Origin of the sequence: Granulicella sp. S190 (genome assembly GCF_009766095.1) — a bacterium.
Classification (GTDB): Bacteria; Acidobacteriota; Terriglobia; order Terriglobales; family Acidobacteriaceae; genus Edaphobacter.
Genome location: NZ_LMUD01000014.1, coordinates 249,400 through 263,551, shown reverse-complemented (window position 1 = coordinate 263,551; position 14,152 = coordinate 249,400). Strand labels below are relative to the sequence as shown.

Sequence of the window (14,152 nt, the reverse complement as noted above, 5' to 3'; positions counted from 1 at the left end):
TCGATCGAATGGCGTCCATCCAACCAAAGGAGGTTCTGAAAACACGATGCACAAGATGATCAAGCCAAAGCATCAGACCCTCCTCGTGGCCGCCTGTCTTATGCTTCTGCCATGTGCCGCACTCTCGCAGGCTCCGCCATCTACCTCGGCTTCTCTCGCCATCACCATGCAACAGGCTGTGGATATCGCCCGCATGAAGAATCCGACCCTGCTCTCCTCCCAGCAAAATCTCCTCTCGGTCAAAGCCCAGGAGATTCAGGCCGGGCTTCGCGCCAATCCCAGCCTCGATATCTCTGGATCGAACGTCACCTTAGGCGCGCAGGCCAACAACCCGTACGACTATAACTTCGGCGTCTCCCGTCTCTTTGAGCGAGGACAGAAGCGCCGCTGGCGTCTCGATAGTGCACGCTCCACCACGGCGCAGACCGATGCCCAGTATCATCTGCAGGAGCAACAGACCGTACTCGCAGTTCGTCAGGCGTTCACCAGCTTCGTCATCGCCAAGGCGGCGAAGAAACTTGCCGATGGCAATCTTGCCGACTTCAAGCACGAGCTCGACATCGGCCATGAGCGCTTCAAGGCTGGCGATCTGGCAAAGCTCGACTATGAGCGTCTCGACCTCCAGCTCGCCCAGTTCGAGACCGACGAGTCCAACGCAGTCACTAACGCCCAGCAAGCCAGCATTCAACTCCAGGCTCTCCTTGGCTACGACAGGCCTCGTACGGACTTCGACGTCATCGGAGACGTCGTTCCGCCTGCAGTCTCCGACACCATGGAAAGCCTCGAGCAGAAAGCGATCGCGGCGCGCCCCGATCTTCATGCAGCCCACTTGGGAGTTGCCATCGCGGACGCCAACACGAAGCTAGCCTACGCGAATGGAACAACCGACCCCACCCTCGGAGCCGAGTACGATCGCAACGGTCCGGACAACTCCGTAGGATTTTCCATCGACATTCCTCTTCGCATCTTCGACCGCAACCAGGGCAACAAAGAGACAGCGAAATATACAGCTCAAGCCAGCCGCTTCACGGAGCTGGCAACGCGAAATCAGGTCGTCGCCGATGTCGATCAGGCATGGTCAGGCTATGCCAACGCCAAGGTTCTCTCCGATCGCTACAACGGCCACTACCTCGACGAGGCGAAGGATGTTCTCGACATCTCCCAGTTCAGCTATCAGCACGGTGGCCTCGCTCTGATCGACTACCTCGACGCGCTGCGCGAGTCCCGCTCAGTCGAAACCGACGCTCTCAGCGCCTACTCCCAGACTTGGATGGCCATCCACCAGCTAAGCTTCGCGACCGCTACGGAAGTAATTCCGTAGCTCGCGAAACCATCTCTCTCTTCCATCTTCTGTCACTGCCGCGCAGCATTCTAACCAGGAAGCGGTACGTGGAATAAGAGAGTCGGGGCGAAGCGCGCAGGCTGGACTCAGATCGTCGTGAGGAAGCACATTGGCCAGGAGTAGTTTCAGCCCGGGAGCCGCAAAATAAACTTGAAAAATCTGGCGTATCTTTGCCGCCCGAAAAAGTGACGGTTAGCGCGCCATGTTAGCCACGCAATCCACCACGATCAGACCAGCATTTCACCACGTCGAAAACGCAGAAATTCGCAAAAACCCCTGCAAAACAGCCCATCTACCACGCAAATTTAAATTCGTAAAAGAACGATCAAAAAACCAGACCAGCACCCACCCGCAGACTGTTCTGATTGCTGTTCTCGTTATTCGGAAGATTGGTTCTCAGGTAATCGACCTGGAAGATACGAATCCCCACATGCTTCGAAACCCTGTAATCCAAGCCTCCCCCAGCACTGAAAGCAAAGGAATTAGAGGATGAGAATGTTCCTTGCGAAGCAGGAAAAAGCGAGTCGAAGCCATGCACCCTCCCAGCCAGAAACTGCCCAAACGGTCGAACCCTATGCCCCAAAGAATGCGAATAGCGCAGCCCTCCCAGGTAAGTAATGAGAGATAAATCAAGACCTTGCCCATTGATATTTGCCGCCCGCCCACCCCCAACCTCAAAGACAGCCGACCACTCCGGAAATATCTGATAAGCCAGCTCCCCGCGAGCACCCTGTAAGTTGAAGCAACCACAGGCCCCTGTCGGTCCATTCGAGCGCTGCAGCTGATAGCCAACTCCCGCCTCAACCCGCGATTGCGCCACCGCAGGCAGCGCCATAGCAACGAGTACCGCAACCACCGATATCATCTTCCTCAAAGGCGTCTCCTACTGAATGGTCAGCGTTACGGTTGTGCTGTGGGACACCGCCGGCATCGGCCCAACAGCTGCGCTTGCAGCCGTTACGGTGATGGTGTAAGTCTGCGGCGCCTGCGTGAAAAAGCCCCCCGAGCCGCAGCCCGACAGAGACAACGTACCCAGCATTAAGAGCAGAAAGGCCAACAGTCTCACCCCACCTCCGGGCTTCCGCAGCGTATCTCTAAGCCGCCGTTGAGAGAACAGCGGAAGCAGAAATAGGCTCAACGCAAAGGGCAGAGCGAAAGGCCTCGTCATGCTGCTGCGAAGAGTGGCCTGCTTGCTCGTCTGAATCGACAATAAAGAAGAGGCAGACGGTGCGGCGCCGGCCGCTATTGAAGCTGGAGTGAAGATAGCTGTTGAGCCACTGGGCACGCCAGCGATCCTCAATGAAACTGCGCTGCCGAAGGTAGTTCCCTGCGCAGTAAGGGAGATGGAATAATTTGCCACTCCTCCGGGGGCAACTGCTTGTATCGATGGGGTAGCCGTAATGGCGAAGTCATTGGAGCCCTGTGTGGAGGTGACGACCACAGTGAAGACGCCACTGGTAACAGCTGGCGTATTCGCGTCGCCTGGATAAGTCGCAGCAAACAGATGTGTCCCCACCGATACATCAGCAAGACTGATCCTTGCGACGTTATGAGTCAGTGATCCCGTTCCCAAAGGATTCGCTCCATTGGTTACGTCGACGAACGCGATACTCCCGCTTGCGGTCTGCGCTCCGTTGGTCAGGGTTGCTATCAGCGTGCCGCTGCCGAAGACAATCGAAGCTGGACCCGAAAGCACAAGTGAGGCTGCTCCGGATCCACCCTGGCCAGCCACCGTTTCAATGTCAGCCCCGAGAATCTCGCGTACGCGTTGATTATGGGTGTCGGAGATCGCGACGGTACCCAACCCACTTACTGCAACCGAGCGGGGCGTATCAAACATCGCTGAGGTTGCTGGTCCGGTGTCGCCTGAGAAGCCTTGGCTTCCGCTGCCAGCTAGAGTCGTGATCGTATCGGTATTGAGATTGACGTTGCGGACACGATTATTATCGCTGTCGGCGACATAGAGGTTTCCCGTTCCGGCGACTGCAACGCCACGAGGACGTGATAGGGCAGCCGAGCCACCCGCCCCGCCGTCTCCCGCAAAGCCGTTCGAACCGTTCCCGGCGACGGTAGAGATAAGGCCTGTGGCAGCAGTGACGAGGCGAACGCGCTGATTGTGGGTGTCCGCGATAAACAGGTTGCCATTGGCATCCAAGGCCAAGCCGCCCGGAGAGTCGAGCCCAGTTTGCGTGGCAGCAACTCCATCAGCAAGATAGAGCTGTTCGCCATTGCCAGCGACTGTGCTGATTGTTGTCCCGGTGATCTTGCGGATGCGATGATTATCTGTGTCGGCAAAATATACGTTGCCCGCAGCATCGACCGCAACGGCGGTAGGTAGATTGAGAGTAGCTGCTGTTGCGGGGCCGCCGTCGCCGGAGAAACTGGTGGAGCCGTTCCCCGCGATCGTCGTGATGATGCCCGAGACGACCTTTCGAATGCGTTGGTTGTGCGTATCTGTGATGTAGATAGTTCCTGATCCGTCTACCGCGACGCCAGTCGGAAAGTCCAGCATTGCACTGGTCGCAGGGCCACCATCACCGCTATATCCTTGCTCACCGCTGCCAGCCACCGTACTGATGACGCCTGCCAGATTCACTTCACGGATAATATGATCGTTCGAGTCCGCAAGGTACAGATTTCCTGCAGCATCGTAGGTCACTCCTGTAGGGAGAGAGAGAGGCGCGGTGGTTGCCTCAGTAAGGGAGGCGGGTGAGGCGAGCGGCGTAGCCCTGTTGAGATGCTGGAGGGCGATCCGCTGTGCTGCCGTCTGGGCATATACCGACGCACAGAAAAAAAGGAGCAGCGCCGGTGCCAACCGACCATGCCTATTACACCGGGAGAACAGATCCTTAGGTTTCCATACCGTCATGTACGTTGTACCGCCTTTTTTCTTCGCAATGCCGCCTCTAAACCCAATCGCTGTTCCATTCCATCTGGAGATACACGGAGTCTTGACTCACGACCTTAAAGCCCAATCTTGTATAAAGCCTGCTCGCAGGGTTGGTTTGAAGGACCTGCAATCTGAACGGAATCCGGTCTGCGGCACATTGCCGTTGGATATCCTGGAGGACGCGAGTGCCGATTCCTCGCCCCTGATACTTCGGCAGGATGGCAAGATCGACACCAAGGATCTCGGCCTGCCTGCGCGCGACCAGATGACGACCGACAGGGGTGCCTGCTTCAGGTCCGGTGCCCAGACAGATGATCGCGTCTTCAGCATCAGCGTATTCGCTCTCGTATGTTAGCTTGCGTGCGCGAAACTGCATTTGCAGCAGCAAATCCCGCTGGATGGCATCAACGCTCCAAGCTTGTGACTCAGTGGTCCGAGTCGCGAGATAGAGATGCAGCAGGAAGCCCTCATCTTCGGATACAGCTGAACGGAGGGTCAGATCAGTTATATCGGGTTGAGCTATATCTATCACGTGCCGGATCTCCTACTTGCTCGACGGGAGAGAGGTATGCCGGCGATGCTCCGCCGGCATACGTGGTTTAGCCGCGCGATGGAAAGATACCCACCAGTGCGATGATAAAGTTCACGGCAAGATAGGGAGACTGTACATTGAGTGGGACATTTCCGCCCGCTACGCCGGACGGATAAGTCGCCATGTTTTGACCGGAAACGGCACCTGAAGCGTAGGTGCTAACTGCTATCGTGCCATGAACGGTGGGAGGAGTGAACGTACCAGTGGCAGCATCGACGGCCAGATAGTTGTTCACTGGCGTCGTGGCTGTTCCGGCTACATTGGAGCACGGCGGCGTAACGGGATGTGAGTGCTGCGGTAGATTGTTGACTAAAATGCTGACACTCTGGTTTCCGGCTGACTCACCGAGCGTGACCGGACTAAGTCCCTGTCCGTTTCCTGCATGCACGGGCACACGGCCCTGCAAATTTGGCAGACCAAAGGTTGAGATACCGTCTCCTCCATAGGTCGTACCCAAAATGGAAAACAGAGCGGAGTTCTGTGCGATGGGAAGCAGCTGTCCGTTGCAGAGCGCCCATCCGTTAGGAGCAAAATTTCCTGCAAACATAATGATCTGACCGAGATATGGCTGTGCCACTTGATTCTCCTAGCTAACTGCGTTGTACTTCGTATTGTTTTTTAGGGTCGTTGCTCTGAGTGCCCGCCGTCTTATCGTGGTTCGTAAACTGGGAGAAAATCTTGCAGTGAGACATGAGTTCGAAAGTTAATGATTCAGGATTCAAGGCGGATCACTGGCAATGCAGGGAGACGGACACGTTTGCGAACGGCACGAATGAAGCATTCGTCGAAAAAGACGCGCTTGTCGCTTGAAGAGCAATCGTGTCACCGGCTGCAATCGAGATTGACTGACCAGTTATCTGAGCCGACGCAAGAGTATTTGTTGAGGTGGGGGTGATACCCTTCGAAAGAGCGGTCGCCGCGCCGTTATGAAATAAAGTGATGGTGATAGGGGAGGAGAAGTTTCCAAACGCCGATAGGCTACTTGTCAGAAACATTGAGTCGAACGTACAGGCAACCGGTAATGTGGTTGCAAACTGGTTGTAGTTGAGAAAAGTTCCGGTAACTGATGGATCACCGCTACTGTTCGGAGAAAAATACTCGGTAGTCGTATTCGATTCGCCTAGCGACACGTTCGCCATAAAGATGTGCGATCCAGTGCCCGCCGGACCGGTAGCTCCCGTAGCGCCAGTTGGTCCTGTCGGCCCCGCCGGACCAGTCGCACCTGCCGCTCCGGTTGCGCCGTTAGTTCCATTCGCGCCGGCTTGCGCTATCAAAGCCCATTTGACATTACTTGTTGGAGGGTCGAAGCCCTGGTTGCCATTCACGAGTGAGATGTAGCTTGAACCGTTTGTCGAACATGCCGTGGCGCAGAAGACCACCTGCCCCTGCGCGTAGACCGTAGCCGTGGCGAAGTTTGAGGCGAAGCTAAAGGTGCCGGTAGCTCCTGTCGCTCCGGTCGGGCCAGTTGGCCCGATTAGACCTTGCGCACCTGTCGCCCCTGTGGGACCGGTTAAGCCTATCGGACCTGCAGGACCAGTTGCACCTGATGCTCCGGTGGCTCCTGCCGGCCCCTGAGAGCCGGTGGATCCTGTGAGACCAATAGGACCTGCCGGACCTATCGTGCCAGTTACGCCTTGAGGTCCAATTGCTCCAGTTGCTCCGGTTGCGCCAGCCTGCGCAATCAGCGCCCATCTGCTGCTGTTGGTTGGCGGGTCGAAGCCCTGATTGCCGTTGCCTAGCGAGATATAGGTCGAACCGTTTGTCGTACAGGTTGCGCAGAAGACAATTTGACCTTGCGTATAGGTGGTTGCAGTCGCGTAGTTGGACGCGAAGTTAAAGGTGCCAGTTGGGCCCGCTACGCCGGTCGCGCCCTGTGCGCCTGTTGCTCCCGTAGGGCCAGCGGGACCAATCGGGCCTTGAGACCCAGTCGCCCCCGTTACGCCAATAGGCCCTTGGGGTCCGGTTGACCCGATAGGCCCAGCAGGGCCGGTCGTGCCTTGAGATCCAGTCGCCCCGGTCAAGCCAATAGGTCCCTGAGGCCCGGTTGCTCCGGCTACGCCTGCTGCGGCAATCACGCCCCAAATCGATGGATTCAGATCAGGTTGCTGGTTTATGCTGGCGTTAAGAGCGATATATGTAGTGCCGTTAAAAGTTACTGAATCATTGGTGACATACGCCGTCGCGTTGTTCCATTGTTGTCTGTAGGTGATGCCGATTGCTCCAGTCGGTCCAGCGGGACCTTGAGCGCCGGTAACTCCGACTGGACCGGTGGCACCAAGCGGACCAATTGGGCCTTGCAGTCCAGCGGACCCTTGAGTTCCTTGTGCTCCAGCCGGCCCGATTGGACCTTGAGGCCCTATCGGACCAGACAGTGTGATATCGAGGTGTGCTGCGTGCGAGGTCTCATCGTTCTCTTTACTATCGAACAGCACGTTTGCATTGGCCGATGAGAGGGCCACGCCGAAGTTGCTGGCTGGAGCGGTCACCCAGGCCTGTACTAACGCAGTGATATCGATGACCACATATTGATTTGCGATATTCGCTGTAAACGAGGTTATGGATGTTCCAAGCGAAGGAAGCGTCGCACCTGTCACGGCTAGTTCAGACCAAGACGAACTTACGGGCTGCACGCTGATGGATCCCGCAGTATTCACGCGGTTCACGTAGAGTTTCAAAGCGGCGTGAGCAATCTGCGTTGCGGGGGTTCCTGCTGGGAGTGAGGAGAGGTCGAACTGAACTAATGTCGTACTTCCATTGCCGACGTATAGGTTCGAGAGAGACCCGAAGTTCAGAGTCGGATGTGCGGTGCTTATCGTTGCATCCGCGCTGACTGTCGCATCGGTTGCAAGGGCCGAGCGGCCCCCTAATGTCGCGAAAAACAGCCCTACACTTAGCTGCAACGCCAAAGCTTTTTTCATAACCTCAGTTCTCCTTAGAACAGGCACTACTCTGCGACTACGTTCCTGCACACCAGAGCGCCGAAGAGGCGGTCCTGATTTACAAGCATCAGCAAACAAACTTGGTTGGAGGCGGAGCTCTAGAGAAAGAGATTCACGAAGCGTCATCGCACTATTTCAGCGGACCTGCAGCTTCCAACGGTTCAGGCAATGCATTTACTACTCGACGAAGGTATCGCATCTAATTCAAATGCGCCATAGAAAAAATCTGATATCCCTATTACCCATTAGTGGCATTGCTGGTTAGGCTCCGGCGAAAGCGGTGAAGGTTACCGCTTGAGAAGCTTGCCTACACGGAACTATGTTTAGAACAGATTCCAAAGACCTATGTTCAGGGGTAAGTTATCTTCCGTTTCCGCCATAGATCGATGGCTCTCCCAGGCTGCCTGCTTTCGGCAGATGGCGGATATACACAACCATGCTCCACATGTCGTCGTCTGAAAACTCACCTTTGGATGGCGGCATCCCCGACGGATAGATCCCGTTTTCGATGATCCACTTTAGTTGCCCGTCTGTGTAGGCTTGAACTTCAGGGCTGGCAAGCGATGGAATAGGCGGCGACATGGCTTTAGCGAAGGGGACACCTGTATTTTGCCCATCAAGACCATGGCACACCATGCAATAAGAAGAGAACATCTGCTTGCCATCTTCAATAACTTCTGGCGAAGCTTGCTCTGGGTTAACATCTCTCTTGCCGCCAACCGTCACATAACGTTTAGTCCAGTAGGCCACTTTGGTCTCTACCGCAGAGGGTGGCCGCGCACTACAGCCCAGAGCCAACGAAAATGGAAAAAATAACAAGAGGAGGAAGGCGCGGCGAAATCTCATGGAGCTATTGAATCACGCAACTGTAAGGACACTGTTTCGTGACTCGAACTAGAAGTCGTCAAACGCGCCGGTCTTCATCTTGCACTAAATGTCAGAGCTGTATCCGTAGACTACGGATACAGCTTTATACGGTTAACTATTGCAAGCTGTAGCATTTAACTATCAGTTGAACGCAAATCCCACTCAATCAAATTGAGTTTTCGCTTGAAGGTTGGGCTGAAACTGGTGACTGCTTCTAGCAGCGTCTAACGTGGTGTGTACATCTTGGTAGAGTGGTGAAAGAACCGATGTAAGGCTTTCGGTCAGCCGGATTACATCGGAGGACTCGGGAGGTATGGGAGTGCCGAGATCCCGATAATAAGTTCGTATTTCCTGTTCGAACGACATCCCGGACTTTTTAATGTCTGGTACTTCGCCGGAAAGTTTCCCGCTTACTTCAGTAGCCATTGCTCGCATGACCAAGGCAACATCTTTTTCGAACGCAATGTATGGTCGCACAATTGCTTCGGGTAGATCCTTGGTAGGTCTCTGAGCACGATATTGGGAAAAGGTAATCTGCACTTGAAGCAAAGTGCGAATCGATGGCTGCCACCGCCGAATGTTTGCACGAATCTCCATTTTTCGTTGACGGGAGGGGCCGAACTCAAATAAAACGGCATCAGCTTGCGCGTTTACGGCTTGAAAACCAGCGTTGATCTGATCTCGCAGCTGTCGGATCTGTTTGATTGCTTGAGGGTGATCTTCTATTAGAAACTGCTCCGCCATCTCCGCAAACATCTCCAAGTTGCGTGCGAAGAGAGCCTGCATTTCATCGAGCGCATTTCTTACCCAAAGTCGGTCGAAGAATAACCACATGGAGATGAGACCAAGCAAAACACCAACGACGCGATCGCGCGCCGTAGCGAGCGAAATCTGGATAGTAAACTCCTGCATGTTGATGAGGTAAAAAGCTAGCGCGATTTGAACGCCCAAGTAGGAAAGTCTCGCAGAGGCAGTTGCAATCCATGCTGAGATCACCGTCACTAACGCAAATAAGAGAGTGAATCCAGTAATTGTGTCGATGTAAGGGAGTACAAACACTTGCGCTCCCATGCCGAAGATGAAGCCACCGACGATTGCTCCACCGAGACGAAGGATCTGCTTTTGCCGTGAGGAGCCGATTGTTGAAAGCGCTGTAATGAAGCAGGTGGCTATCGCCGTACTGATCCCAGGCCACGCAACCGCCGTATAAGTGAAGTAGCACACCATTGCCGCAAGCGTGCCCCGCAATGCGAATTGCGCGTGCGCGGGATTGGAAAATGCGTCGGGAAGAAATAGTCGCGCTGGAGCATCTTCGTCGAGAGGCGCTGAGCTGAACTCCTGTATGGACTCAGATCCGGTGAACGTTTTGGGAATAAGAGCTACTGTCTTTTCCATCGTGGAGAGGAATGGGAAGTGGGGTGACTCCGCCTGTAAAGCCCGTGTGATCTCTCCAGGCAGTTGTCGGGATGTTAAGTTTTTTTCGAGCACTGCTATTTCATCAGCGAGGAGCCGACACCGTTCACGATCAATTGAATCCGTTGGCTCAATACGTTGATCAAGGGCAAGCCTGAAGCTGTCTGCGATATCTACTAAACGGCCGACAAGAGAGATTGCTGCACTCATCTGAGCTTTGAAGTGAGAATTATATTCAGATCGAAGTATGAGCCTTCGGAGTCTGGATACCCCTACAGTCGCATAGAGTGAAAGCATCTCTACGGATTTATCATCAAGGGGGGTGTCTGCAGCTGCGCTTCTTAGTAAGCTCTCCACGGTATGCATCCGATCCTCGATCCCCTCCGTAAGATCGGTGGTTGGATGAATCCATCGGAAGATAAACTCGACGGAAGTTGCCACCGCCACACCTATCGCCACGATATACGCAAGCCATAACGTATTCTCAACTCTGGCGTTTACGTTGAGAGCCACCTCGTCCCATAGAGGGATCGTGCCGGCAATCATGAATCCGAATGCAGCGGCGGTACCGTAATCGGCGAACACACGAATCAGATAGAAGGAGATAAAGAGGCTGATCGCAACCCATAAGAAGTGAGTTAGCGGGTCATCAATCAGCATCGTGACGCCGACGAGTAAATAGGCCGCAGCCAGCAAAAACGCGATGATAGTTCGAAGTCCGGCGCGAAACGTTTCCCTTGGGTTTTCTCTGCTCAGAAAGAAAGTAAAGATCGCGCCCAGATAGCCGCCAGGGATACGGAAGGTCATCACCAGAAGCATGACGATAGTCGCAGAGATGGTGACGCGGCTCACTACCAAAGCTCTTCCCGGATAAGGTGTCAGCTCTTTTTTGAGAAAATCCCAAAACCAGGTTCCAGCTTGATCGATGGCACTCGGGGTGGAGCGACGTGGCAACGTATCGCTTGGGACACCCATAGTCACTTCATCCCATCGTTTCCACGGATAACAACAACCGCGGACTCGCTGAGGCGAAAAGGTTCTGACTCAGGTGCAAGAATACGAATTCGCACCGGGAATCGAGTGGCAAGGTGAACCCAATTCAGAGAGCGTTGAACATCTGGTAGGCCAGTGGCAAAAGCTCCTACCTGCGTGCTATCAGGCTGGACACCGAAGCCGACGCTGTCGACAATGCCGTCATATTTTATCGAGGGCTTGGAGAGCACGTAGACGTCCGCATGCATCCCCGGCTGTATACGCCAGAGCTGAGTCTCGCGGAAGTTAGCCACCACCCACCATCTGCGGGTGTCGATAAGAGTGAATACCTGCTGCCCCGTGTGCGCATATGCTCCACGTGAGATCGTGAGGTTGGTCACTCGTGCGTCAAAGGGGGCATAAACCTTACTGTTATTCAGATTATATTCGGCAGTCCGAATCGCTGACGCGCGTCCCTCCCGTTGCGCAGTTAGTGGATCGATGGTGAGAACGCTATGTTGCGACTGAGCCAGCTGGGCGTGACTCTGCTCCACCGTTGCTTTTGCTTGCTCGTATTGGGCCTGAGCTGATTGCACCTGAGCCTCAGCGAGGCTTACCTGCGCACGTTGTTGATCAACTGTCTGTTTCCGCGACGTTACTGCGGTTCTGGCAAGGTCCACCTGATCCACGGTGACGAACTGTTTTGCCAAAAGCGGCTCAATGCGATGAAGGTTGTTTGTTTGATAGAGAAGTTCGGCGCTGGCGCTATCGAGGGTAGCCTTGGCTGCCGCTACGTTGGCTTTTGCCTCGTTAACCGCGGCAGCGGCCCGGTCAACATTCGCGGCTGCGCTGTCGGTGTTTGCGCGCGCAGCGCCTGTTGCGCTCACCTGGGAGGCTATAGTCCTGCGTTGGTCTACGATCTGGCCTTCCAGTGTATTAAGATCGGATTTCGCTTTTTGCAGTGCATATTCGTATGGCCGTGGATCGATCTCAAAGAGGATCTCTCCTTGTTTGAGAAAGGCATTGTCCTGTATCGGCAGATTCGTAATAGGCCCGTCTACCTGTGGAGCGATGCCGATAAAGTTTGCGAAGACTTCTGCATCATCGGTGCGCGGATTTGTATTTGTCTCGTACACCACCATCAGACCGGTAATCAATGCAGCGGCGATGATCGAAATGCTCACGATCCTGCCGAGTCGCGTGCTTTGCTGTGCAGTGTCGTTTTCAGGCATAGTATCTCTTCTCGGAGTCAGCGGAATAACAGCAGCCAGAGCGTGAAAGTAAAGAATCCTGCTAAACAGGGATACACAAGAATAAGAGGGGAAAGACGCTCCTCCAGCTTGATGCGTACAAAGATTAGCCGTACGACAACGGCAAGTACGATGCCGATAATCCCACATAGTATCCAGGAGGGGAAAAATGACCCGAGGATATTGAATGACGGTGCACGTGAGCAACCAGTAGTCAGGAGCGTTAGGCTAAAGAAAAATACGACTACAGGCGCTGGTAGTCTGGACCGTTTATGAGGCGATGTCATGGTGGTCCTCTCAAGGTCTCTTCGCATGAAGCAAGTCCCCCGTCTGGAAGGCTAAAGCGGCGATCCCTGTCAATAGTTGAGTGCGTGCACTTACATCCGCAGTACGGGCAACAGCAAGTGCTCGCTGTGCGGATACCACGTCAATCTGACTGCGGACTCCATAGTTATAGGACTGCAAAGCTGCGTTATAAGATTCAGATGCGGCAGCCAGCAGTGCAGCAGCTGCCTTCTGTTGGCGAAGTGCGGTCCTGGCCGTCGAGTATGCTGACCACACATCATTCTCGACCTGATCACGTGCTGCATCAACCTCTGCTGCGGCCTGCTTTTGGTCAGCTTTTGCTTTGGCAATACGATTTTCGCGTGCAAACCCATCAAATAAGGTCCAATTCAAACTCAGTTTTGCGCTCCATGTTTCTTGAGTAGGAGCGTAAACCCCATGAGATTGATCTTGTTCTCCGTAGCTGCGGGCTAACCCTGCGCTTCCATTTACGCTCAAAGTGGGAAGGTAGTCAGTTCTAGCCGCCTTGATCTCAGATCTTGCGGCGCGCAATTGCGCCACTCGTTGCATGAGGTCGGGTCGCTGAGCCAGCGCACGATCAATAGACTGTTCCACCGTATTTGGAAGCTCCTCCGGAATAGTCAGATCTTGAATGCTCTCCACTTGAAACTGGATTGTCGGCGAGATACCCAGAGCCGTCGCAAGATCTCCATGCGCAATCTCCGTTGCTCCTATCGCTGCCTGCAAATCATAGTCCGCTTGCGCTGCGGCGCTGCGAGCCTCAAGGACGTCCGGTAAAGTAGAAAGACCTTCTTGAAGGCGCGCCTCCGCAGATTCTTGTACCGTTTGAGCATTTTTCAGGTTTGCCTCTTCAGCGCTTTCCTGTCCCTTGCTATTAAGCAGACGGTAGTATGCCTGCATGACTAGGAAGATGATCTTACGATGTGTGTCATTGAAGAGGAAATTTGCAGCTAAAAGATCGCTTCGACTGATAGCTACATCCTGTAGGCGTTTTCCAAAGTCGAAGATTGTGTAATCAAGGCTAAAGGTAGGGGAGAAGGTCTCAACCGTCTGTCGATAGAAGAGGGGGGAGAAAAGAACATCGTAGCGCGAAGTTTGCGCTACGGCGGCAGCGGCCAGAGTCGGGTAGAGAGTTGCTTCGGAGATTCCCAGCTCGGCAGCGCGCGCCCTTGCATTTTCCCAGGCCACACGCGTCTCGGGATTGTTTTGCTCTGCTAGATTGACCAGTTCAGAGAGGGTGTAAATCTTCGATTGATCTGGAGCGAAAGCCGGAGTCGACCTTGTCGGCACGACGAGCTGCGTTCCAGGGGGTCTCTCCCATGCCCTTTCTGGCGAGACTGGCACACTCTGAGATGGGGAACTCGTCACCGCAATTAGCAAAATCGAAGTGGCGATAAGATGCACGTAAAGTCGCTTCATCAGAGATCACATACCGTCTGCTAGAAAATCGGAAGTATTCGGATGATAACATTCCGCCATTGCACAGAGACAGCCGGTTGTCTCACAAGACTTCGCGTCTTCGGTTCAGTCTGAATAGTTACTGTGACACGGTTGCAAACTTCGACAAGAATGCTCCGTTAG

General features: G+C 54.3%; 11 protein-coding genes. 1 reads left to right on the top strand and 10 read right to left on the bottom strand.

The features are described 5' to 3' along the window. The first annotated feature begins 46 nt into the window (after positions 1 to 46). A complete protein-coding gene (locus tag GSQ94_RS07545; protein ID WP_158942956.1) occupies positions 47 to 1,321 on the top strand; it encodes a TolC family protein in 1,275 nt (424 codons plus the stop codon). A gap of 346 nt (positions 1,322 to 1,667) precedes the next feature. Here the strand turns inward: GSQ94_RS07545 and GSQ94_RS07540 are convergent, their stop codons facing one another. From GSQ94_RS07540 to GSQ94_RS07495, 10 genes are all read right to left on the bottom strand, one after another. After that, on the bottom strand, positions 1,668 to 2,207 hold the full coding sequence (locus GSQ94_RS07540; protein ID WP_254063760.1) for an outer membrane beta-barrel protein: 540 nt from the start codon (positions 2,205 to 2,207) through the stop codon (positions 1,668 to 1,670). Between the two features lie 18 nt (positions 2,208 to 2,225). Beyond that, a complete protein-coding gene (locus tag GSQ94_RS07535; RefSeq protein WP_158942954.1) occupies positions 2,226 to 4,157 on the bottom strand; it encodes an Ig-like domain repeat protein in 1,932 nt (643 codons plus the stop codon). Positions 4,158 to 4,248: 91 nt separating this feature from the next. Further along, positions 4,249 to 4,764, bottom strand: a complete 516-nt coding sequence (locus tag GSQ94_RS07530; protein WP_158942953.1) for a GNAT family N-acetyltransferase — start codon at positions 4,762 to 4,764, stop codon at positions 4,249 to 4,251. A gap of 67 nt (positions 4,765 to 4,831) precedes the next feature. Then, a complete protein-coding gene (locus tag GSQ94_RS07525; protein WP_158942952.1) occupies positions 4,832 to 5,401 on the bottom strand; it encodes a phage tail protein in 570 nt (189 codons plus the stop codon). Positions 5,402 to 5,552: 151 nt separating this feature from the next. Then, complete coding sequence (locus GSQ94_RS21700; RefSeq protein WP_216843044.1) at positions 5,553 to 7,742, bottom strand: DNRLRE domain-containing protein; 2,190 nt, start codon at positions 7,740 to 7,742, stop codon at positions 5,553 to 5,555. A 381-nt stretch (positions 7,743 to 8,123) separates the two neighbouring features. Further along, positions 8,124 to 8,513: a cytochrome c gene (locus GSQ94_RS07515; RefSeq protein ID WP_254063718.1), complete on the bottom strand. Its 390-nt coding sequence runs from the start codon at positions 8,511 to 8,513 to the stop codon at positions 8,124 to 8,126. Between the two features lie 279 nt (positions 8,514 to 8,792). Further along, the gene (locus tag GSQ94_RS07510; RefSeq protein WP_158942950.1) at positions 8,793 to 11,018 is read right to left on the bottom strand and encodes an FUSC family protein; all 2,226 of its coding nucleotides are present in this window, start codon (positions 11,016 to 11,018) and stop codon (positions 8,793 to 8,795) included. 2 nt (positions 11,019 to 11,020) lie between these two features. Beyond that, a complete protein-coding gene (locus GSQ94_RS07505) occupies positions 11,021 to 12,247 on the bottom strand; it encodes an efflux RND transporter periplasmic adaptor subunit (RefSeq protein ID WP_158942949.1) in 1,227 nt (408 codons plus the stop codon). Between the two features lie 17 nt (positions 12,248 to 12,264). Next, entirely contained in the window at positions 12,265 to 12,552 is a 288-nt protein-coding gene (locus tag GSQ94_RS07500; RefSeq protein WP_158942948.1) for a YtcA family lipoprotein, read from the bottom strand. Between the two features lie 10 nt (positions 12,553 to 12,562). Beyond that, the gene (locus GSQ94_RS07495) at positions 12,563 to 13,975 is read right to left on the bottom strand and encodes a TolC family protein (RefSeq protein ID WP_254063717.1); all 1,413 of its coding nucleotides are present in this window, start codon (positions 13,973 to 13,975) and stop codon (positions 12,563 to 12,565) included. Positions 13,976 to 14,152 lie beyond the last annotated feature (177 nt).